Here is a 22089-nt window from a genome sequence, read left to right as displayed (position 1 = left end):
AATGGTCTTGACGAGCCAAGCCTAAGTACCCGTGCCCGGCCGGGGGAACACGGCGCCCCGCAAGGAGATCGCACTGTGACGGTTCTCCCGCCGCACGTTCACGGGAGTTCACCGGACGGAGGGTTTGTGCCCCCGTCAAACACCGTTTCTCTTACGGGAGTTGAGTCCCGCACCGACTGGCCGTCCCATTCAGCCGGTGTACCGGTAGCTCGCCGAGGCCGCCTCGTAGAGCCGGGTCACCTCGTCCCGCTCGGTCTCGGGACCGCGGATCTGCAGTACGTGGTACCGGCCGCCGAACACCATCGCCAGATTGCGTACGTAGACCTCACGGCCGTCCGACTCCTGCCAGGTGAACTGGCCCTCCGCCATCTTCCGCCCGCCGACGTCGATGCTGCGCATCCCGCTGGAGGTGGCCCAGGTCGAGTCGCGGAAGGGCTGCAACTCGTACTCCCGCTCCCGCTGATACGTCATCGGGTCGTCCCCGTACGTGGCGGTGCTGTCCCGGCCCGGCGTGACGAGCAGGGTGAACTCGCCCTTGGTGTACAGGACTTGGCCGTGCCCGTTCTTCGCCGCGCGCTGCCAGCCCTCGGGCATGCCCACCCGGAAGCCCTCGTCGTCCTTGCGCAGCACGAATCCGGCGGGCAGCTCCGGGCTGGAGTTCTGCGGCTGCTCGGAGCCGGGGGTCGCCGGATCCGAGGGACGGTCGTCGCCGCCCTCCCCGGGCTGCTCCTGCTCGGTCGGCCCGGGCTGCTGACCCACCGATTCGGCGGGCTTCGGCCCGGCGCCGCCCTTGTCGTCCTCGGCCTCCGGCAGGAACATCATCGCGAAGACGACCGCGGCGACCAGCGCGCTCAGGATCAGCACGAGCAGCGTCCGCCCCAGCGAACGGGGCTCGCCACCGGACCGGTTGGCGTTCCTGCTCTTGCCGCCGCCCCTGCTGTTGCCGATGCGCGGCTCGCGCGGTGTCCGCGGTTCGCGGATCGCCCGCTCGCGCTTCTCACGTGCGGGGCGCTCGCGTACCGGCCCGCGCGGTTTCTCCGTCACGGGTGCGTGCTCGCGCGCCTCGTGCCGCTCGTGCGGCGGCTGTTCCGCCTTGCGGGCGGCCGCGCGCCTGTGCCGCGCGGACCCCGCCGCACCACGCCGGCGCCACCTGCGGACGAGCTCACCGCGCCGCCGCTTGATGGGCAGCAGATGCGGGTCGGCGGGCGGCCCCGCGACCACCTGCGCACCGGCCTCGGGCTCCGGCGCGGACCGCACCAACGACCGCAGCCAGCCTCGCAGTTCTTCGAAGTCGAGCCGCTCGGTGGGGTCCTGGCGCAGCAGCGACTCCACCACCGGCCGCAACGGCCCGCACTCCTCGGCGAAGGCGGGCGGCTCCGCACAGACCAGTTGCACCAGTTCCCCGGTGCTCTCCTCGGGATACGGCGCATGCCCCTGCACCGCACGGAACAACAGCGCGCCGAGCGCCCACAGGTCCGTAGCGGGCCCGATCGGCGCGGCCAACTGCCAGTTCTCGTGCACCGGCACTGCCTGCTCGGGCGCCCAGCGCTCGGTCACCGGCCCGATCAACGTCATCCGCGCCTGCCGCGCCCGCTCGGCGGCGAGCGCGGTGGCGGGGCCTCGACGGGGAGGGCGGGGGGCCGGGGAGTCCCAACGGGGGGTTGGGGGGTGGGGGTTGGCCGGTGGGGTGAGGGCAGATGCGGGTGCGGGTGCGGGTGCGGTGGTACGGGTGCCCGGGGCCGCCGGTGCGGGGGCGGTGTCGGGGTGGCGGCCGGAGGTGGGTTCGGGGTGGCGGCCGGGAGTGGGTTCAGGGTGGCGGGCTGCCGGGCGCGCATCAGGGTGGCCGCTGCCGGGTGTGAGGCCGGAGAGCCGGTTGTCCTGGGCGGGGTTGGGGGTCGAGAACCGGTTGTCCTGGGCCGGGTTGGGGTCCCAGCCGACCGGCAGGGGCGGCAGGCCGGTGGAGGAGCGAGGGGCGGGCGGGCGGATACCGGTGCCGGGGTGGCCGGGGCCGACGCCGGCACCGGGGCCACTGCCGGGGTGCTCCTGACGGCTGTCCGGCCGGTCGGGGCGGCCGTCGTCGGCCGCTGGGCCGGGTCGCTGGCCCGTACGGTCCGGGTCGCCCGCTCCCGGAGCGGGTGCGGCCGCGTGACCCGCGCGCGGGACCGAACCGTGCCACGGTCGCGGGGCGCCGTGCACGCCGTACGGGTCGGCGATCTGCCCGGGCGGCGGCGTGACGGAGTCGCCCAAGTCGCCGGGTCGCGCAGGGGTGTTGGAGGGGTCGGGGCCCGGGGCGGAGGGTCTGTGCTGCTCGCCGCCCTGGCTGCCGCCCTGATCCGTTTGGGCTTGGTCCCTTTGGGCTTGGTCCCTTTGGGCTTGGTCCCTTTGGACCTGGTTCCCTTGGGCAGGGTTCTCTTGGGCCTGGTTCCCGCTGCGGGCCGCGTGGTTGGCGAGGTTCTCCTCGCTGAGGCGCATCACGGCGCGGGTTCCCGCGTGGTACGCGGCGATCGCGGATCCGGCGCGCGGGCGGCCGTCGGCGGACTGGCGACTGTCGGCAGACGGGCGACCGTCGGCAGGCGGGCGACTGTCGGCAGGCGGGCGGCCTTCTCCGAACGGAGGGGCCTCGCCGCGAGACTGGTTGTCCCGGGTCGTGGGAGCGGCGCCCGGGTGCGGGTGGGCGCCACCGTCGAGCGCACGGTGGCCGGTTGCGGGACCTGCGGCCGTGGAGCCAGGCGCGGTGGACTCGCCGGGGCCCGGCTCGTGGGGCTCGGGCTCGTCCGTGGTGGGCTCGGGGCGAGGGTCGTAGCCGCACAGGGCTTCCTCGGCCGCTCCGGCGGCGAGGCCGGTGAGCATCACCCGTCCGTCGTCGCAGATCAGCACCGTACGCGGGGTGATGTTGCGGTGGACCCAGCCGTGCGCGTGCAGGGCGCGCAGCGCGGTGACCACGTCGGCGGCCACTTCGGCGGCGCGGTACGGCGAGAGCGGGGCCTCGGCGAGGAAGGTGGCCAGCGAGCGGGCCGGCACCAGCTCACTGACGATCCACAGGGCGCCGTCCTCGGCGAACACGTCGAAGACCTGGTCGAGCCGCGGGTGGTCGGGGACTTGAGCGGCTGCCTGGGCCGCCTCGATCGCCCGTCGTACGACCGGATCGGCCACCTCGCGCGGCGCCGTCTCCCGGCGTCCCGGACTCGTACGTCGGCCGTGCCCTGCCTGCGCCCCGTCCGGCGCGAGCAGTTCGGCCTCCACCACCTCCGGCAACGGAACGTGCCGGACCAGGACTTCCTGACCGCTGTAGGTGTCGAAGGCCCGGGTCTGGGAAGGGTCGTACCCACCGGAAACGGGCAGCGGCAGGCGATAGCGCTCGGCCAGCACCCGGCCCGCGTACTCCTCCATGTCGCCTCCCCCACGGGAACGGCTGGTCCACCCGTCCCGGTCAATTCCGTTCGTCCCCGCGCCCCTTGTGGATGCAGACGGTCCGCAAGGGTTCACGATACGTGCCAGCCCTACCGCACACCGAACGGATCCCACAACTTCCGTACCCGACCGGAAAACAGCTCCGGTCCGCCGTACGGAACCCGTGGTCGCCCGGGCGGACGCCCGGAACCAACCCGCCGCTGTGCGGCCTCGGCATTCCCCAACTTTCCCTGCACCGCTCCAGACAACCCCGAATCGGCATCGGATGGTAGGGGCGGTCGGGGGTCTGCCAGTCCCTGGGAGTGCGGGTCCCTGGGTCTCTGAGTCCCGGGGATCCGTGGGGCCTGTCTCCCACCGACTGACCCGTGTGACGCAGGGCACGAATGTCAGTGATCGCGCCTACTCTCCGAAAGGACAGGCGATCAAGCGCGACCACCACATCCGATCGCCTTGGCCCACGGCGGACCGCACACAGCCGTGGCCGAGCACACCAACTTCGCGGCACGCCGCACCACGTGAATCCCGTGACCGCAGCCAACCGAAGGGGCGCAACCGCATGACCACCATCTTCACCGTCTCCGTCGACTCCATCGAAGGCCCGACCCTGCGGGGAAGGGTGCACCTCATCAACCCCGACGTCCCGTTAGCACCGAAGGAGCCCGTGTTCCCGCTGTCCCTGCTTGTGGACGTCTGGTGGCACCTGGACAACGGCTTCCTGCGCGACGAGGACGACGAGAACTCCGAGGAGCTGGCGAGGAACGAGGACCACGGCTGGGACAGGAACCCCTGGTCCGAGCAGCAGGGGAAGGACGCCGTGGCGGGCATGCGGCGCAGGAGCGAGTACGCACGCCTCTACGAGCTCGTCCTCGGCCGGACCGTGCGGGTCACCAAGGACGGCTACCTGCTCACGGAGGACGGCAGCAGCGTCCTCGAACCCCGGCGCAAGGCGGCGGACGTCTACGAGTTGAGCGGAGGCAGCGGCTACGACGGCGTCTCGCACTACGTCATGACCCCCGGCAACGCCGAGGAGTTCTCCCGCCGCGCCGCCGACATCGTGGCCTCGTACGACGTGGGGCCGTACCAGAACGTCCCGTTGCTGAGTGAGGTCGCGGCGGCGCAGAACCCGGACCAACCCTGGGACCCCGAGCTCCCTGACGGGCCCCGCCGACCTCGACGACTACGACATCTGGGACGTCCTGCGCGACCGTCTCTTCCCCGCGCTCCCCTACGTGGAGATCACCGTGAGGGTCACCGACGACAGCTACCTGGAGCACATATCCGCCGGCATGCGCTGGTCGACGACCATGACGGGGCACGTCTGCTGAGCGGAGGGGGCTGAGCCGGGACCCGGGGCCCGGCCCAGGCCCTCAGGGCCGAGGTCCTGGGCTCAGGACTCAGGGCTTCAGGACTTCGGAGTGAAGGTCCGGGTGAAGACGCGCCAGGTGTCGCGGCGCTGGTCGGTGTTCCAGTCGGCGTCCTTCGCCGTGTACATCAGGGCGTAGCCGAGCCGGGAGTTCACGACGAAACCGCGGTCGATGGAGCGGTACTTGACGCCCTTGTCGACGTAGGTGAACTCCCAGTCGGCCGTCTCCCAGCCGCGGAAGCCGACCGGCTCGATCCGGATGCGCCGGTACTCCGACCGGTACATGTACTTCTCCTGGTTGCGCCAGTCGACGACCGGGTTGTCCTTCGGCGTACCGGTCCAGCCGATCAGCAGCTTCTGGCCGCGCGGGCCCTGGAAGTGCGCTCCGGCCTTGCTGGTCGACGTGTACTTCCAGCCCTGCGGAAGGCCGATGGAGAAGCCCTGCGGGTGCCGGTACCGGGTGACGGTGTCCTCGATGCCTCCGCCGCCCGGGCCCGAACCACCGGTGCGGCCCGGGTCGTGGCCCTCGCCCGCGTCCTCGCCCTGGTCGCCGTCCTCGCCGGTTCCGCCGTCGGTCTTCCCGCCGCTGTCGCCGTTCTCCTGCTCCGATCCGCCGTTACGACCCGACTCCTCGCCCTGACCACCGGAGTCGCCGCCGCCCGAACTCACCCCCGCGGAGCTGTTCTTGTCACCGGAGTCCTTGTCCGTACCGTCCGATCCGTCCCGCAGCGCCAGCCCCAGCACGGTGCCCAGCACCGCGAGCGCCACGATGACGGCCGCGATCACAAGCGTGCGCCGCGAAACCCCGGCCACCGAAGCCCCGGACCCTGCGCCTGCGCCTGCGCCTGCGCCTGCGCCTGCGCCTGCGCCAACCTCTCTGCTGGTGGCGGAGGTTGTGGGGTCGGCGGGCGTTCCGGCGGCAGTGGCCGCGGTGCCCTGTGCGGCGCCGGAGTCCTGTTTCACCGCCGAGAGCGCTGTCGTACGGACATCCGGCTTCGCCGCACTCCCAGCGGCCGTGGACGCCGAAGCCGAGGGAGCGGGAGCGGTTGTCGAGGGAGCGGGTGCCGAGGGAGCGGACGCCGAGGACTTGCCGCCGACCTGGCCGAGGTGCATGGTGCGGGGATCAGCGGCCGACGTGGCAGCCGCGGCCCCGGCGGCTGCCGCAACAGCCTTTCCGTCGGCGCCCGTTGGCTTGCCACCGGCAGCAGCCGTGCCACTCTCCCCTGCGGCTTCGCCGCTCGCCGCACGCTCGGCACCTGCCGTACTGCCCGCGCCTTTCGCGGCACCGTCCGCGTCCGTGCCCGTGCCCGTGCCCGCGTCGCCCGAGCTTTCCGATCCGCCCGAGCTTTCCGAAGCACTCGGGCTTTCCTCGCCCAAGCCTCCCACTCGACCGCCACCGGCAGCCGCCGCCCCGGCTACAGAACCGAGTACGAGCGTCCCGCCCGGGACCGCGGCCTTCTGGTACGCGTCCTTCGGCTGGTCGGCGTCACCGGACTCGCCGGGATCCGTAGCCCCGGACGCGGCGTCCGTAGCGGTTGCCCCCGTGGCGCCCTCAGCCGTACCCGTACCGGCCTCCGTATCACCACCGGCTTCCGCACCGCTGCCACCGCTGCCCTTGCCCGGCTCAACCTTGGACGCAGCCGACGCCGACCCCGGCTCCGGCTCCGGCTCGGTCCCAACCCCGGACTTCGCACCATCCGTGCCGTCCGACTTCGAACCCGCCTTGCCCAGAAGGGACTTGGCTGCGATCGGCGAAGGTCCGAACGCCTCGTCGACGAGCGAGGACACCGGAACCGCGTCTGCGGCGACCCCGTCCCCGGAGACCGTCGGCCCGGAAGCGGCAGCGTCCTCGGACGGCTCGCTCGCCGCCGTCTTGTCAGCGGTCGGAACCTCGTCCTTGGGCGCCGCGTCCGCAGGAGTCGCGTCAGCCCCCGAGGCAACGGTGGGCAGCACCTCCGTCTCGGGCGCCGCCTCAGCAGAGGCACCCTCGGCCGTGCCACCCACACTCGGCAGCACGGCAGTCTGCGCGACGTCGCCCGAACCCCGCGCCGTCACCTCGTCGTTGGACTCCGGGGCGGCCTCAGGGCGCACGGGCTCACGATCGGCCCCCACGTCACTCGTACCGGCGACTCCCCAACTCGACCGGGGCGAACGTGAACCGGTACGCGGACGTGCCTTCGGCTTCTTCGGCGCCTCCGGTCCCGTATCCGAGCGCCTCTCCGCACCCGCACCCATTCCGGCGGCACCGGACTCCGCGCCCGTGCCCGAACTCACCTCAGCCGCACCGGACTTCGCTCCGGACTTCGCCCCCGACTTGTTCCGCCCCTCACCGGAGCCGCCCGCCGCCCTGCGCACCACGCGCAACGCGCCCCGCAGACGTTCGGCGACCTCCTCGGAACGCTTGCCGGTCGCGGAACCGGACCCGGCGGCCGAAGCAGCGGCCGACGCCGAGCCAGAGGCGGCAGAGGAGGCGGGGGCCGACGAAGAGCTGGAGGAAGACCGCGAGGAAGGAGACGAAGGCGAGACGCCAGCACTCGCCCCGGGCGAACCAGATGCACCGGATGAGCCGGATGAGCCGGACGAAGAAGCCGCGCCGCGACCACCGGGGCCGCCGTCGTCCGCACCACCGTTACCCAAGCCGCTCCCGCGCCCACCCGTCCGCGCCGAAGCCTCGCGCACCGCGTCGCCCGGCGGCCGGGTCGGCAGCGGCGGCATCCGCAGATGGTGGGTCGAACGGTCCGTCGGCGGGGCGGGCGCGGGCTCGGGAGCGCTGACGATCGCGGTCAGCAGGGAGCGTGCGCCTGCGTCGTCGAGGCGTTGGGCGGGGTCCTTGGCGAGGAGGCCGTAGATGACCTCGGTGAGCTTCTCGCCCGCGTTCTTGGGGGGTTCGACGGGCTCGGTCATCACGGCCGTGAGGGTGGCGATGGCCGTGCCCTTGTCGTACGGCGGGCCGCCCTCCACCGCCGCGTAGAGCAGACCGCCGAGCGACCACAGGTCGGCGGCGGGGCCGGGCTTGTGGCCGCGTGCGCGCTCCGGGGAGATGTAGGAGGGGGCGCCGACGAGCATGCCGGTGGAGGTGATCGAGGGGTCGCCCTCCACCTGGGCGATGCCGAAGTCGGTGAGGACGACCCGGCCGTCCTCGGAGATCAGGACGTTGGAGGGCTTCACATCGCGGTGCAGGATGCCCTCGCGGTGCGCGGAGCGCAGCACGTCGAGGATCGCGAGGCCGACCTCGGCGGCCCGGCGCGGGCCGAGCACACCGTCGTGCCGGATCACATCCGCGAGGGACTTGCCCTCGATGAGTTCCATGACGATCCACGGCCGGTCGTCCTCGTCCACGACGTCGTAGACGGTCACGGCACTGGTGTTGCGGATCCGCGCGATCGCCTTGGCCTCCCGCAGGGTGCGGGTGATCAGACGGCGTTTGTCGTCGTCGTCGATGGCGGAGGGGAACCGCAGTTCCTTGACCGCCACCGCGCGGCCGAGTGTCTCGTCCTGGGCCCGCCACACGGTGCCCATGCCGCCACGGCCGAGCACGTCCTGGAGCCGGTAGCGACCGGCGAGGAGACGTTCCCGCTTTTCCTTACGGGCTGCCCCCGTCTGCTCCGCCTCCGACATGAGTCCCCTCTGTGCCCTTGCTCCGCAACCCGCCCCGAAAGTGCCACCATTGTCCCTTACCCGAAGACCGGACGGCGCCGCAGGGTCGGTCGTCCCGCATGATGGGCAACCCCCGCCGTACAACGCCAGGAACCGCTCATGATCCGGTCCCGGACCCTGTCGGCCGCGGTGCTCACCGTGGTGCTCGCCGTCCTGCTCCCGGGCAGCGCCCCGGTCCGCCGGACCACTGCCACCGACGCCACTCTCCCCGCGCTCACGGGTGAGGGCAAGGCCCCGGCCGCCGCGCTGCTCGCCCGCGAGGAGGGCGACACACGGTTCGCCGCCACCGCCCCGGCCATCGGCCGGGCCGACCACTTCCGCGCCGGAAGCATCACCAAGACCTTCCTGGCCACCGTGGTCCTCCAACTCGCCGCCGAGGGGCGCCTGTCACTGTCCGACACCGTGGACACACATCTGCCGGGCCTGATCCGCGGCAACGGCCAGACGGTCGGCGCCTGAGCCTGCGCGCCCTGCTCAGCCACACCAGCGGCCTGCCCGACTACACCCGCGACACCGCGGGCCGCGTACCCGTGCGCCCGCTGCGCGCCGTACAACTCGCCCTGGCCCATCCCCCTTTCCGCCCCGGCCGTTTCGCCTACTCCAACACGAACTACGTACTCCTCGGCATGGTCGTCGAGCACCTCACCCAACGCCCGTACGCCGCCGAGGCCGAGCGCCGCATACTGCGTCCGCTCCGGCTGCGCGGTACGTCCTTCCCCGGCGCGCGCACCGGGCTGCCCGCGCCGCACAGCGCCGGGTACACCGCCGACGGCCGCCGCGTCACCCGGCTCGACCCGCGCGTCGCCGGTGCCGCGGGCGAACTGGTCAGCACGCTCGCCGACCTGGACCGCTTCTACGCCGCGCTCCTCGGCGGCGAGCTGCTGCCCGCGCGCATCCTGCGCGCCATGCTGAACACCCGTACCGCCGAAGGCCGTTACGGACTCGGCCTGATGCCCAGCAAGCTGCCGTGCGGGCGCACCGTCTGGGGCCACAACGGCCGGATCACGGGCAGCTACGTCCGCACCGCGGCCAGCGCGGACGGCAGCCGGGTCCTCACCTTCCGGCTCAACTCCGACGCCCCGGTCGACCGTGCTTCGGAACGCGCCCTGCTGGCGGCCGAGTTCTGCCCGAGCACTCCTTGAGCCCCGGCTTTCCCCCTCCCCCCTCCCCCTCCCACCCCACCCCACCCCGCCCCTCAACACCGCGAACCGAGCCATCTCAGCGACACCTCACGGCCAACATCACCGCACGGCCCGGTTACAGCCCACCGCCCGGTTCACACCGCACAGACCCTGTGCCCGGCCGCACGAGCCCCGTTCACAGCCGCACGAGCCCCGTCCTCGGTCCCACGAGCCCCGTCCCCGGCCGACAGCGCGCCCTTCACACCGTCACGATGCCCCTCGACACCGAGCCGCACCGCGCCGCCCGTCACACCCGCACGATGCCCAACGCCCCGAGCCAGGCGGCATCAGCCGTCACGCCGACGCAACGCGCAGCTCCCAACTCCCAACTCCCAACGGCCAGCGCCCAGCCCCCCTCCCGCCACGCCCCATCCACCCCTCACAACGGCACAATGTCCGGCGCCCCCAGCCGCGCCGCGTCGGCCGTGAGGTCGTCCGGCTGGCGCTGGGACTCTCGTTCGGCCTCGACCCGCTTCTTGTAGTGCTCCACCTCCCTGGCGATCTGGTCCTTGTCCCAGCCGAGCACCGGCGCCATCAGCTCGGCGGCCTCCTGTGCGCTGCGGGTGCCGCGGTCGAAGGTCTCGATGGAGATCCGGGTACGGCGGGTGAGAACGTCGTCGAGGTGACGGGCACCCTCGTGCGAGGCGGCGTAGACGACCTCGGCACGCAGATAGTCGTCGGCGTGCTGCAACGGGGCACCGAGGGAGGGGTCCTCGGCGATCAGAGCGACCAGTTCCTCGGTCAACGAGCCGTACCTGCCGAGGAGATGCTCGACCCGTACGACATGCAGCCCGGCGTGCTGGGCGATCCGGGCGCGGGCGTTCCACATGGCCGGATAGCCCTCGGCGCCGAGCAGCGGGATCTCCTCGGTGACGCACTCGGCCACCCGCTGGTCGAGCCCGTGCACGGCGGCGTCGACGGCGTCCTTGGCCATCACCCGGTACGTCGTGTACTTGCCGCCCGCCACGACCACGAGCCCGGGCACCGGGTGGGCGACGGTGTGCTCGCGCGAGAGTTTGCTGGTGGCGTCGGACTCACCGGCGAGCAGCGGTCGCAGACCGGCGTAGACGCCCTCGACGTCGTCCCTGGTCAGCGGAACGGCGAGGGCCGCGTTCACATGCTCGAGGAGGTAGTCGATGTCGGCGCTGGAGGCGGCGGGGTGGGCCTTGTCGAGGTCCCAGTCGGTGTCGGTGGTGCCGACGATCCAGTGCCTGCCCCAGGGGATGACGAAGAGCACGGACTTCTCGGTGCGCAGGATCAGTCCGGTGGTGGAGTGGATGCGGTCCTTGGGCACCACGAGGTGAATGCCCTTGGAGGCCCGGACGTGGAACTGGCCGCGCTCGCCGACCATCGCCTGGGTGTCGTCGGTCCACACTCCGGTGGCGTTGACCACCTGCTTCGCGTGGATCTCGTACTCCCCGCCGCCCTCGACGTCCTGGACGCGCGCGCCGACGACCCGCTCGCCCTCGCGCAGGAAGCCGGTGACCCGGGCGCGGTTGGCGGTGAGCGCGCCGTAGGCCGCGGCGGTACGGACGAGCATGGCGACGTAGCGGGCGTCGTCCATCTGGGCGTCGTAGTACTGCAGGGCGCCGACCAGGGCGTCCTTCTTCAGGCAGGGGGCGACCCGCAGGGCGTGACGGCGGCTCAGGTGCCGGTGCACGGGGAGCCCCCGGCCGTGTCCGCGCGCCATCGACATGGTGTCGTAGAGGGCGACGCCGGAGCCCGCGTACAGCCGCTCCCAGCCCTTGTGCTGCAAGGGGTAGAGGAAGGGCACGGGGCTGACCAGGTGGGGCGCGAGGCGTTCCAGGAGCAGACCGCGTTCCTTGAGTGCCTCACGGACCAGGGCGAAGTCCAGCATCTCCAGATAGCGCAGCCCGCCGTGGATGAGTTTGCTGGAGCGGCTGGAGGTGCCGGAGGCCCAGTCGCGCGCTTCGACGATCGCGGTGCTCAGTCCGCGTGTGGCGGAATCCAGCGCGGTGCCCGCGCCGACCACGCCGCCGCCCACCACCAGTACGTCGAGTTCCCGCTCGGCCATTGCCGCGAGTGCCTCGGCCCGCTGCTCGGGGCCCATTGCCGCTGTCCTCACCGCTGTCTCCCGTCGTCCGCCGCCTCGGTCACACCCCGTCGCGTGTGCCCGGACGCACATCCGCCATGCCCAAATTCTGACCGGACTGCCATGGTTCAGCCACTACGCGCTCGGCGCCTGTGGACAACCGGCGCCGACCCGGTGCGGGCGGGGCGCGCATTCGGCCCACACGCCGACGAGACACGTCGATTTCCACCAAATCAATCCCACAAACTGGGTCATATTTACTCCTAGTGTGACAGTGCGCTGGTCCACCTTGTCCACAGGACTTGCGCACAGTCAGCGCTCCGGCTACTGGGAAGGACGGCCCTCGACATGCCCGCAGACCTCGCCGTCATCGGACTCGGCCACCTCGGCCTGCCCCTCGCCCAGGCGGCGGTCACCGCGGGGATCCCCACCATCGGCTACGACCCCGGGCGGGCGCCCGCGCCCTCCGGCGCCCCCGCCGCCGACCGTCTCGACCCCGGCACCCTCAGCCCCGCCGAACTGCGCCGGATGCTCGCGGGTGGTTTTCGCACCACCTCCGACCCTGCCGAACTCGGCCGGGTCCGTACCGCGGTGATCACCCTGCCCACCCCGCGCAGCGCGCACGGCCCGCTGGACCTCGGCCAGGTGACCGAGGCCGCGCGCGCCCTGGCCGCCCGGCTGCGCCCGCACACCACGGTGATCCTGGAGTCCGCGGTCCCGCCCGGCACCACCGAGAACACCCTGCGCCCCCTCCTCGAACAGGGCTCCGGCCTGCGCGCGGGCACCGACTTCCACCTCGCGTACGCCCCCAGCAGGCTGGACCCCGGCAGCCGCAGCCACTCGCACTCCAACACCCCGCAGGTCATCGGCGGACTGACCCCGGCCTGCACCGAATCGGCGGCGGCCTTCTACGCCCGGCTCACCGACAAGGTGGTCCGCGCCCGCGGCCCGCGCGAGGCGGAGACCGTACAGCTCCTGGAGACCAACTACCGCCATGTCAACATCGCGCTGGTCAACGAAATGGCCGTGCTCTGCCACGACTTGAACGTCGACCTGTGGGACGTGATCCGCTGCGCGGAGACCAAGCCCTTCGGTTTCCACGCCTTCCGGCCCGGGCCCGGCGTCGGCGGCCACGCGGTGCCGCAGGAACTCGCCGGGCCGCCGCACCTGGTCCGCCCGCTGCGCATGGTCGAACTCGCGCAGCAGATCAACGACCACATGCCCGGATACGTGGTGCAGCGCGCGGCTGCCCTGCTCAACGAGCACGGCAAGTCCGCACGCGCCGCCCGGGTGTTGCTGCTCGGCGTCACCTACAAGCCGGACCTGGCCGACCAGCAGAACTCCCCCGCACGCGAGATCGCGCTGCGCCTGATGGAACTGGGCGCCTCGGTCAGCTACCACGATCCGCTGGTGCCCTCGTGGAGCGTCCTCGAACGCCCGGTGCCGCGCGCGGAGGGCCTCTACGAGGCGGTGGCCGACGCCGATCTGACGATCCTGCTCCAGCACCACCGCACGTACGACCTCCAGGGCCTGTCCGTGAAGGCCCAACTCCTGCTCGACACCCGGGGAGCCGCGCCCACCGGGGCCGCCCACCGGCTGTGAGATCCCACCCGGGCAAGGGTGTCCGAGGCTGGTGCTAACGTTCGGCGGAATTGACTTGTAGTCGCGGTGCATTCCGCAGTCGAACACCTCGGGGGATCCGATGAGTTACTCCTATCCGCCGCCGCAGCAGCCACCGCAGGGCCCCGGCCCCTACGGCCCTCCCCAGGGCGGCGGCTTCCCGCCGCAGGGTCCGCCGCCGCAGCAGGGCTGGCCGCCGCAGGGGTTCCAGCCCCGGCCGTACGGCGGCGGTCCGCAGGGACCGGGTCGCCGTGAGCTGCCGGCGCTCGGCTTCTTCCTGGGTCTCGTCGCCGCCGTGATCTTCTTCTTCGTGTACGCGGTGATCATCGAGGACGCCGAGGACGAGCACCTGGTGGGCTGGCTCGGCCTGCTCTTCGGACCGGCTCTCGGCTTCCTGATGGGCCTGGTCGGCGGCCGCAGCCCCGGGATGCCGATCGCCAGTGCGCTCCTGGGCCCGGTCGCCATGTACTTCGGGCAGATCATGGGCATCTGCCTCCTGCTCACCGCCACCTCGGACCAGGGCACCGAGCTGTTCTTCGAGGAGTTCAGCCACGTGAGCGAACTCTGGAAGGAAAACCTGGTGGGAGTGGACATTCTCTACTTCATCGGCTGTGCCGTCCTCGGCGCCGTGGCCGCCTTCGCGGGCGGCCGCGTCGGACGCCCCGGTCCCGGGATCCAGCAGCCCCGTATGTACTGACCGACCGCGATGTACTGAGCGATCGCGCTGAGCGGCGCACCGCGCACCGCGAAGGGCCCGTCACCTCCTCTCCTCACGAGGTGACGGGCCCTTCGGCTGTCCGTGCCCTGCTGCCCGCCGGCGCCGCGCGGGCCGGGGCTCAGCGCTTGTGCTGCGAGTCCGCGACGGTGACCTCGACCCGCTGGAACTCCTTGAGCTCGCTGTAGCCGGTGGTCGCCATGGCGCGGCGCAGGGCGCCGAAGAAGTTCATCGAACCGTCGGGGGTGTGTGAGGGTCCGGTGAGGATCTCCTCCGTGGTGCCGACCGTGCCGAGGTCGACCCGCTTGCCGCGCGGCACCTCCTCGTGCACCGCCTCCATGCCCCAGTGCACACCGCGGCCGGGGCCGTCGGTGGCGCGTGCGAGCGGGGAGCCCATCATCACCGCGTCGGCGCCGCAGGCGACCGCCTTGGGCAGGTCGCCGGACCAGCCGACGCCGCCGTCCGCGATGACGTGGACATAGCGACCACCGGACTCGTCCATGTAGTCGCGGCGGGCCGCGGCCACATCGGCGACCGCGGTGGCCATCGGCACCTGGATGCCGAGCACATTGCGGGTGGTGTGCGCGGCGCCGCCGCCGAAGCCGACCAGGACACCCGCGGCGCCGGTGCGCATCAGGTGCAGGGCGGCGGTGTACGTGGCACAGCCGCCGACGATGACCGGGACGTCCAGCTCGTAGATGAACTGCTTGAGGTTCAGCGGTTCGGCGGCCGAGGAGACGTGCTCGGCGGAGACCGTCGTACCGCGGATGACGAAGATGTCGACGCCCGCGTCCACCACGGCCTTGGAGAACTCGGCGGTGCGCTGCGGGGAGAGCGCGGCGGCGGTCACCACGCCCGAGTCCCGCACCTCCTTGATACGGCGGCCGATCAGCTCCTCGCGGATGGGAGCGGCGTAGATCTCCTGGAGGCGCCGGGTGGCCGTGTCCTCGTCCAGGCCGACGATCTCGTCGAGCAGCGGCTGCGGGTCCTCGTGCCGGGTCCACAGACCTTCGAGGTTGAGCACGCCGAGGCCGCCCAGCTCGCCGATGCGGATGGCGGACTGCGGGGAGACCACGGAGTCCATCGGGGCGGCCAGGAAGGGCAGTTCGAAGCGGTAGGCGTCGATCTGCCAGGCGATCGAGACCTCCTTCGGGTCCCGCGTACGGCGGCTGGGGACGACGGCGATGTCGTCGAAGGCGTACGCCCGGCGGCCGCGCTTGCCGCGCCCGATCTCGATCTCAGTCACGTGTGTGGCCTTTCCTCATCGCTTCTGCGCCACCGGCAAGTATCTCCCACGCACACCTCGGGGGCGGTACCGGGGAATCCGGTCCGCCCCCTGAGCTGTACCGCGGGGTTCGCGGTGGGTCAGCGCTTGCTGGTGTAGTTGGGCGCCTCGACGGTCATCTGGATGTCGTGCGGGTGGCTCTCCTTGAGGCCCGCCGAGGTGATCCGTACGAACTTGCCGTTGGCCTGGAGGTCGGGCACGGTCTGGCCGCCGACGTAGAACATCGACTGGCGCAGACCGCCGACGAGCTGGTGGACGACCGCGGACAGCGGGCCGCGGTAGGGCACCTGGCCCTCGATGCCCTCGGGCACCAGCTTGTCGTCGGAGGCGACGCCCTCCTGGAAGTAACGGTCCTTGGAGAAGGACTTGCGCTCGCCGCGGGACTGCATCGCGCCAAGGGAGCCCATGCCCCGGTACGACTTGAACTGCTTGCCGTTGATGAAGAGCAGCTCGCCCGGCGACTCCTCGCAGCCCGCGAGCAGCGAGCCGAGCATCACCGTGTCCGCACCGGCGACCAGGGCCTTGGCGATGTCGCCGGAGTACTGCAGACCGCCGTCGCCGATGACCGGGACACCGGCCGCCTTGGCGGCGAGCGCGGCCTCGTAGATCGCGGTGACCTGCGGGACGCCGATACCGGCGACCACGCGGGTGGTGCAGATCGAGCCGGGGCCCACGCCGACCTTGATGCCGTCCGCACCGGCGTCGACGAGGGACTGGGCGCCGTCGCGGGTGGCGATGTTGCCGCCGATCACGTCGACCCCGGAGGCGTTCGACTTGATCTTGGCGACCATCTCGCCGACCAGGCGGGAGTGGCCGTGCGCGGTGTCGACAACGACGAAGTCGACGCCCGCCTCGACCAGGGCCTGCGCACGCTCGAAGGCGTCACCGGCGACGCCGACCGCGGCGCCGACGATCAGGCGGCCCTCGGAGTCCTTGGCGGCGTTCGGATACTGCTCGGCCTTCACGAAGTCCTTGACCGTGATCAGGCCCTTGAGCACGCCCGCGTCGTCCACGAGCGGAAGCTTCTCGATCTTGTGGCGGCGCAGCAGCTGCATCGCGTCGACGCCGGAGATACCGACCTTGCCGGTCACCAGCGGCATCGGGGTCATGACCTCGCGGACCTGGCGGGAGCGGTCCGTCTCGAAGGCCATGTCACGGTTGGTGACGATGCCGAGCAGTTTGCCGGCGCCGTCGGTGACCGGGACACCACTGATCCGGAACTTGGCACAGATCGCGTCGGCCTCGCCGAGGGTGGCGTCCGGGTGGACCGTGATCGGGTCGCTGACCATGCCCGACTCGGAGCGCTTGACCAGGTCGACCTGGTTGGCCTGGTCCTCGATGGACAGGTTGCGGTGCAGCACGCCCGCGCCGCCCTGGCGGGCCATCGCGATGGCCATCCGCGCCTCGGTCACCTTGTCCATCGCCGCGGACAGCAGCGGGACGTTCAGCTTCACGTTCTTCGACAGGTGCGAGGAGGTGTCGATGTCCTCGGGGGCCATGTCGGACGCACCGGGCAGCAGCAGCACGTCGTCGTAGGTCAGCCCGAGGGTCGCGAACTTTTCGGGCGTTCCGCCGTCGTGTGCAGTCATGACACCTTCCCCAATGGCCTTGATCGGTGCGGATGTCCATGCTAACGGCCTTTGGCGGCGGCGAATTCCACCAGGAAGATCACCTGTCGGAATCGTGCGATCCTCCGAACGCCGTGCGCCCGCGCGCGGCCACCACGCACGCGCCCCTCGCGGGGCCCCTTACGCGGGCACGCGGCGGCTCCTGTGAGACACGGCACGCGCCCCTGCCCCGCCCGCCCCGCCGCCTACTGCTCGGCGAGGGCGCGCAGGCGGCTGAGTGCGCGGTGCTGTGCGACCCGCACGGCGCCCGGGGACATCCCGAGCATCTGGCCGGTCTCCTCGGCGGTCAGGCCGACGGCGATCCGCAGCAGCAGCAGTTCGCGCTGGTTCTCCGGAAGATTGGCGAGAAGTTTCTTGGCCCACTCGGCGTCACTGCTGAGCAGCGCGCGCTCCTCGGGACCGAGCGAGTCGTCCGGACGCTCGGGCATCTCGTCGGAGGGCACCGCCGTGGAACCGGGGTGACGCATCGCGGCCCGCTGAAGATCGGCGACCTTGTGCGCGGCGATGGCGAAGACGAACGCCTCGAAGGGACGGCCGGTGTCCTTGTAGCGGGGCAGCGCGAGCAGCACCGCCACGCACACCTCCTGCGCCAGGTCCTCCACGAAGTGCCGCGCGTCCCCGGGCAGCCGGGAAAGTCTGGTGCGGCAGTAACGCAGGGCGAGCGGGTGCACATGGGCGAGCAGGTCGTGTGTCGCCTGCTGATCGCCCTCCACGGCTCCATGGACGAGCGCACCGATGGCAGTCGTCTCGTCGTCGCGCATCGGTCCATGGTGCCTTGGCTCCGATTCGCCTGTGGCACCGCGTCCGTAGTTGTGCATCGAAGCGTTATGAGCGGGTGCGCCGGAACTCATCCGCTGCGCCCTCCCCTCCCGCTCGGCCGACCTGTCCCCGAGGAACTCCACACCTCAAGGATGCGGCATCGGACGGGAAACCAGGACCGGGCGCCCACCACCCGGCCCGCCGGGCGGCGTGCGCCCGGCGGGAAATGCGCCCCGGGCGGCACGCTCAGCGCACCAAACCCCAGCGGAAACCGAGCGCAACAGCGTGCGCGCGGTCCGAGGCGCCGAGCTTCTTGAACAGCCGCCTCGCGTGCGTTTTCACGGTGTCCTCGGAGAGGAACAGCTCACGGCCGATCTCCGCGTTGGAGCGGCCGTGGCTCATGCCTTCGAGCACCTGGATCTCGCGGGCGGTCAGTGTCGGGGCGGCGCCCATCTCGGCGCTGCGCAGCCGCCGCGGGGCGAGCCGCCAGGTCGGGTCGGCCAGCGCCTGGGTGACCGTGGCCCGCAGTTCGGCGCGCGAGGCGTCCTTGTGCAGATATCCGCGGGCGCCCGCGGCCACGGCGAGCGCGACACCGTCCAGGTCCTCGGCGACGGTGAGCATGATGATGCGCGCGCCGGGGTCGGCGGACAGCAGTCGCCGTACGGTTTCGACGCCGCCCAGGCCGGGCATGCGCACGTCCATCAAAATAAGATCCGAGCGGTCGGCGCCCCAGCGGCGGAGCACTTCCTCGCCGTTGGCCGCCGTTGTGACTCGCTCGACGCCGGGCACGGTGGCCACCGCGCGGCGGAGCGCCTCTCGGGCGAGCGGGGAGTCGTCGCAGACGAGGACGGATGTCATGGCCGCCCTCCGCAGCTGATGCGCGTCACCTTGAGCCTCCAGGCTGGGTACGAATCGTCACCTGTGCGGTTGGCGTCCCACCACGCCCCGGTCAAGAAAGATGCCCGGGCGCGGGGCTTTCAACCGCCTACGGGACTCTCAACGACGGTCACCCGAAAGAGTTACGGGCCCGAGCCGCACTTTCGGCACTCTGCGTAAGCGGGCGAACACGGTAGGGCCGCCACAGGTCACCGCTCGGCTGACCAGGCACTGCGCGTGCACTTATGCCCCATTCAGCGCCATTTCTTCCCTTTACCTGGTGTCTGACGCTAGATTCGCAAGAGTCATATTTTCATCTCCTTAGACAATAGTTGTGCGGTCGTGCGCACTGTGTGCGCCACAGCTTCGTCACGGCCACCGCCCGCAGCGAGCAAGCGCGATGACGCTATGAGGGGACACGCAATGGCAGACTTCTCCCGCCTTCCCGGACCGAACGCCGATCTGTGGGACTGGCAGCTCCTCGCGGCCTGCCGCGGGGTGGACAGTTCGCTCTTCTTCCACCCGGAGGGCGAACGCGGCGCGGCCCGCAGCGCGCGCGAGAACTCGGCCAAAGAGGTCTGCATGCGGTGCCCCGTGCGCGCGGAGTGCGCCGCGCACGCGCTGGCGGTCCGCGAGCCGTACGGCGTCTGGGGCGGGCTGACCGAGGACGAGCGCGAGGAACTCATGGGCCGTGCGCGCAGCCGCCTGGTGCACACCGGCACCCCCACGGCGACGGCCGCACGCGCACCCGGCGAACCGAGTTCGGTCTCCGCCCGCTGACGCGGACCGACACAGCGGAGGAACGTTTCACCCGAGGCTGTCCGGGCACCCGGGCCTCGCGGCCTCAGCGCCGCGCGGCCCGCGCCAGGTGCTCCAACGTCGCCCGGACCGCGGGCACTTGGGCCAGATCGGGCAGTGTGAGCGCGACCACCTCGCGGTGTACGGGCGGTTCGAGCCGTACCGTGCACGCCCGCTTCGGATTCACCGGTTGCAGGGCCAGCGCGGGCAGCACGGCGACCCCGAGCCCGGCGCCCACCAGGCCGACCACCGCCGGGTAGTCGTCGGTCGCGAAGTCGATACGCGGGGTGAAACCGGCGCCCGCGCACACCTGGACGAGCTGGGTACGGCAGCGCGGGCAACCCGCGATCCACGCCTCCCCGGCGAGCTCGCCGATACCCAGGCTCGGCCGCCCCGCGAGCCGGTGCCCGTCCGGCACCAGCGCGACCAACCGGTCGGCCAGCAACGGCCGTACGACGAGGTCGTCCCACTCCCCCGGATCGGCCGTGCCCGAGTAGCGGAAGGCCAGCGCGATGTCGCAGTCGCCCTCGCGCAGCATCTCCACCGACTGCGGCGGCTCGGCGTCGACCAGGGAGACCCGGGTGCCGGGGTGGGCGGCGCGCAGAGCGGCGAGGGCGGCCGGGACCAGGGTGGAGCTGCCGCTCGGGAAGGAGACCAGCCGTACCCGGCCGGAGCGCAGTCCGGCTATCGCCGCGACCTCCTCCTCGGCCGCGGTGAGCCCGGCAAGCACCCCGGCCGCGTGCCGGACCAGGGCCTCGCCCGCCTCGGTCAGCCGCATGCTCCGCCCGGAGCGGACCAGTACGGGGGTACCGACCGAGGCTTCGAGTGCCTTCATCTGCTGGCTGACCGCGGGCTGGGTGCAGCCCAGGGCCCGGGCGGCGGCGGAGAACGAACCGGTGGCGGCGACCTGCCGCAGCACGCGCAGATGACGGGCCTCGATCACCCGTTGAGCATAAGACCCGCTTGGGCCGGGCGCTCCGGCTCACATGGACGCTTTGGGTGCTCCCTGGTTAGCTGCGGGTATGAAGGTTCTCTCCGTGAACGTGGGCCGACCGACGAAAGTGGCGTACACGAGTCAGGCCCAGGGGCTGACCGGGATCGACAAGCGACCGGTGACGCACCCTGTCATGGTGAGCCCGCCGGGCCCCATGCGGATCGGCGGCAGCGGTCTGGCGGGCGACGCGGTCTGCGACCGGCGCTACCACGGGGGCAACGAGCAGGCGGTCTACGCGTACGCGCGCGAGGACCTCGACGCCTGGGGGCGCGAGCTCGGGCGCACTCTCGACGACGGCGCGTTCGGCGAGAACCTCACCACGGTCGGTATCGATGTCTCGCACACGCTGGTCGGGGAGCGCTGGCGGGTCGGCGAGCAGCTGGTCCTGGAGGCCACCAGCGGCCGGGTGCCCTGCCGGACCTTCGCGGGCTGGATCGGCGAGGAGGGCTGGGTCCGGCGTTTCACCCAACGGGCGCTGACCGGCGCCTACTTCAGGGTGATCGAGCCGGGCGAGATCCGCACCGGGGACACCGTCGAGATCCTGCACCGCCCCGCCCACGGCATCAGCGTCGACCTGCAGTTCCGCGCCGTGACCACCGACCGCTCCCTGCTGCCCCGGCTGCTGGAGGCCGGGGACGCACTGCACCCGGAGGCGCGCGAGAAGGCGCAGGCCTACATCGCCAAGTACGGTGCCGGTACGGCGGGTTGAGCCCCCGCGCGAACGCTCCGGGAGCGCAAGCCGGGCAGAGCGGGACAAGCGCCGGGAACACTCCCGCGAGCGGGTGGGCGGTGCGCACGGCGCCCGCCCAAGGTCACTAACCTTGGCGCATGACTACGGCTCTCATCACGGGGTCCACCGCCGGTATCGGCGCCGCTTTCGCCCGCCGTCTGGCCGCCGACGGGCACAATCTGGTGCTCGTCGCCCGCGATACGAAGCGGCTGCGGGAACAGGCCACGGAACTGCACGACCGGCACGGCGTGGAGGCCGAGGTGCTGACCGCCGACCTCGCCACCGAGCGGGGCATCGGCTCCGTCGAGGAACGCCTCGGTGACAAGCGCAGCCCCGTCGACCTCCTGGTGAACAACGCCGGATTCGGCCACAAGGGCGCCTACCTGGACGTCCCGATGGCCGACGAGCTGACCATGCTCAAGGTGCACTGCGAGGCGGTGCTCCGGCTGACCACGGCCGCGACGCGGGTCATGCGCGACCGGGGGCGCGGGGGCGTGGTCAACGTCGCCTCGGTCGCCGCCTTCGTGCCGCGCGGCACCTACGGCGCCTCGAAGGCCTGGGTCGTGCAGTTCACCCAGGGCGCGGCCCGTGATCTGGCCGGTTCCGGGGTACGGCTGATGGCCCTGTGCCCCGGATTCGTCCGTACCGAGTTCCACGAGCGGGCCGGGATGGGCACCGACAACATCCCCAAGTGGATGTGGCTGGACGCCGACAAGCTGGTCACCGCCGCCCTCGCCGACCTGCACCGCGGCCGCACCCTGTCCGTCCCCGACCCGCGCTACAAGGCCCTGATGGGCGTGGTGAAGCTGACCCCGCGCGCACTGCTCGGCGGCGTCTCCTCCAAGGCGGGACGCAAGTACGGCCCCAAGCACTGAGCACCGCCCGCGCACGCCGCTCCAAGGGCTGCACCCTGCCGACCCGTTGAACGCCTGCCGCGGCCCGTTGAACACCTGCTGACAACAAGTCCAAGAGTGCGTGCGCACTTCTCCATGGCCGCCGTGCGCGCCCCCGGCCACCGT

The 22089-nt window shown here is 71.9% G+C and carries 13 protein-coding genes and 2 pseudogenes; 7 read left to right on the top strand and 8 right to left on the bottom strand.

Annotation, left to right across the window (positions count from 1 at the left end):
- Positions 1–189 precede the first annotated feature (189 nt).
- Positions 190–3390 (bottom strand): protein kinase, encoded by a 3201-nt coding sequence (locus HUT18_RS22105; protein WP_176102309.1) that lies wholly within the window; start codon positions 3388–3390, stop codon positions 190–192.
- A 577-nt stretch (positions 3391–3967) separates the two neighbouring features.
- On the opposite strand from HUT18_RS22105, the gene HUT18_RS22100 reads away from it, so the two are divergent.
- Positions 3968–4750: a hypothetical protein gene (locus tag HUT18_RS22100; RefSeq protein WP_176102308.1), complete on the top strand. Its 783-nt coding sequence runs from the start codon at positions 3968–3970 to the stop codon at positions 4748–4750.
- A gap of 2772 nt (positions 4751–7522) precedes the next feature.
- On the opposite strand, the pseudogene HUT18_RS22095 reads toward HUT18_RS22100, so the two are convergent.
- Positions 7523–8392: pseudogene (locus tag HUT18_RS22095) on the bottom strand (serine/threonine-protein kinase); the annotation flags it as partial.
- Between the two features lie 138 nt (positions 8393–8530).
- Between HUT18_RS22095 and HUT18_RS22090 the strand changes: the two are divergent.
- Positions 8531–9573 (top strand): annotated as a pseudogene (locus HUT18_RS22090) (serine hydrolase domain-containing protein).
- A 418-nt stretch (positions 9574–9991) separates the two neighbouring features.
- Here HUT18_RS22090 and HUT18_RS22085 read toward each other — a convergent pair.
- Positions 9992–11698 carry a glycerol-3-phosphate dehydrogenase/oxidase gene (locus tag HUT18_RS22085; RefSeq protein ID WP_176102307.1) on the bottom strand — a complete coding sequence of 569 codons (1707 nt, stop codon included), beginning with the start codon at positions 11696–11698 and terminating at the stop codon, positions 9992–9994.
- Between the two features lie 315 nt (positions 11699–12013).
- On the opposite strand from HUT18_RS22085, the gene HUT18_RS22080 reads away from it, so the two are divergent.
- Positions 12014–13267 (top strand): nucleotide sugar dehydrogenase, encoded by a 1254-nt coding sequence (locus tag HUT18_RS22080; RefSeq protein WP_176102306.1) that lies wholly within the window; start codon positions 12014–12016, stop codon positions 13265–13267.
- Between the two features lie 100 nt (positions 13268–13367).
- Complete coding sequence (locus HUT18_RS22075) at positions 13368–13982, top strand: hypothetical protein (protein WP_176102305.1); 615 nt, start codon at positions 13368–13370, stop codon at positions 13980–13982.
- 139 nt (positions 13983–14121) lie between these two features.
- Here the strand turns inward: HUT18_RS22075 and HUT18_RS22070 are convergent, their stop codons facing one another.
- The 4 genes from HUT18_RS22070 to HUT18_RS22055 all read right to left on the bottom strand — a co-directional run bounded on the left by HUT18_RS22070 (position 14122) and on the right by HUT18_RS22055 (position 18530).
- Positions 14122–15246 carry a GuaB3 family IMP dehydrogenase-related protein gene (locus tag HUT18_RS22070; protein WP_176102304.1) on the bottom strand — a complete coding sequence of 375 codons (1125 nt, stop codon included), beginning with the start codon at positions 15244–15246 and terminating at the stop codon, positions 14122–14124.
- A gap of 119 nt (positions 15247–15365) precedes the next feature.
- Entirely contained in the window at positions 15366–16874 is a 1509-nt protein-coding gene (guaB, locus tag HUT18_RS22065) for an IMP dehydrogenase (RefSeq protein WP_176102303.1), read from the bottom strand.
- 224 nt (positions 16875–17098) lie between these two features.
- Positions 17099–17674 carry a sigma-70 family RNA polymerase sigma factor gene (locus tag HUT18_RS22060; RefSeq protein ID WP_303246549.1) on the bottom strand — a complete coding sequence of 192 codons (576 nt, stop codon included), beginning with the start codon at positions 17672–17674 and terminating at the stop codon, positions 17099–17101.
- Between the two features lie 244 nt (positions 17675–17918).
- Positions 17919–18530, bottom strand: coding sequence for a response regulator transcription factor (locus HUT18_RS22055; RefSeq protein WP_003948568.1), 612 nt, complete (start codon positions 18528–18530; stop codon positions 17919–17921).
- A 441-nt stretch (positions 18531–18971) separates the two neighbouring features.
- On the opposite strand from HUT18_RS22055, the gene HUT18_RS22050 reads away from it, so the two are divergent.
- Positions 18972–19328, top strand: coding sequence for a WhiB family transcriptional regulator (locus tag HUT18_RS22050; RefSeq protein WP_176102301.1), 357 nt, complete (start codon positions 18972–18974; stop codon positions 19326–19328).
- 64 nt (positions 19329–19392) lie between these two features.
- On the opposite strand, the gene HUT18_RS22045 is transcribed toward HUT18_RS22050, so the two are convergent.
- Complete coding sequence (locus tag HUT18_RS22045; RefSeq protein ID WP_176102300.1) at positions 19393–20289, bottom strand: LysR family transcriptional regulator; 897 nt, start codon at positions 20287–20289, stop codon at positions 19393–19395.
- Between the two features lie 79 nt (positions 20290–20368).
- Between HUT18_RS22045 and HUT18_RS22040 the strand changes: the two genes are divergently transcribed.
- Both HUT18_RS22040 and HUT18_RS22035 read left to right on the top strand, forming a co-directional pair.
- Positions 20369–21049 carry an MOSC domain-containing protein gene (locus tag HUT18_RS22040; protein ID WP_176102299.1) on the top strand — a complete coding sequence of 227 codons (681 nt, stop codon included), beginning with the start codon at positions 20369–20371 and terminating at the stop codon, positions 21047–21049.
- Between the two features lie 119 nt (positions 21050–21168).
- Positions 21169–21945, top strand: a complete 777-nt coding sequence (locus tag HUT18_RS22035; protein WP_176102298.1) for an SDR family oxidoreductase — start codon at positions 21169–21171, stop codon at positions 21943–21945.
- The last annotated feature ends 144 nt before the right edge of the window (positions 21946–22089 follow it).

Source organism: Streptomyces sp. NA04227 (assembly GCF_013364195.1).
Lineage (GTDB): Bacteria > Actinomycetota > Actinomycetes > Streptomycetales > Streptomycetaceae > Streptomyces.
Note: the sequence above shows the minus strand (reverse complement) of the source record. Positions and strands in the feature narration are given on the sequence as shown.

Excerpts from the sequence above, each read along its gene's own strand:
- guaB (WP_176102303.1), bottom strand. The coding sequence starts at position 16,874 with ATGACTGCACACGACGGCGGAACGCCCGAAAAGTTCGCGACCCTCGGG.
- HUT18_RS22080 (WP_176102306.1), top strand. The coding sequence starts at position 12,014 with ATGCCCGCAGACCTCGCCGTCATCGGACTCGGCCACCTCGGCCTGCCC.
- HUT18_RS22040 (WP_176102299.1), top strand. The coding sequence starts at position 20,369 with ATGAAGGTTCTCTCCGTGAACGTGGGCCGACCGACGAAAGTGGCGTAC.
- HUT18_RS22050 (WP_176102301.1), top strand. The coding sequence starts at position 18,972 with ATGGCAGACTTCTCCCGCCTTCCCGGACCGAACGCCGATCTGTGGGAC.
- HUT18_RS22035 (WP_176102298.1), top strand. The coding sequence starts at position 21,169 with ATGACTACGGCTCTCATCACGGGGTCCACCGCCGGTATCGGCGCCGCT.
- HUT18_RS22105 (WP_176102309.1), bottom strand. The coding sequence starts at position 3,390 with ATGGAGGAGTACGCGGGCCGGGTGCTGGCCGAGCGCTATCGCCTGCCG.
- HUT18_RS22075 (WP_176102305.1), top strand. The coding sequence starts at position 13,368 with ATGAGTTACTCCTATCCGCCGCCGCAGCAGCCACCGCAGGGCCCCGGC.
- HUT18_RS22055 (WP_003948568.1), bottom strand. The coding sequence starts at position 18,530 with ATGACATCCGTCCTCGTCTGCGACGACTCCCCGCTCGCCCGAGAGGCG.
- HUT18_RS22100 (WP_176102308.1), top strand. The coding sequence starts at position 3,968 with ATGACCACCATCTTCACCGTCTCCGTCGACTCCATCGAAGGCCCGACC.
- HUT18_RS22060 (WP_303246549.1), bottom strand. The coding sequence starts at position 17,674 with ATGCGCGACGACGAGACGACTGCCATCGGTGCGCTCGTCCATGGAGCC.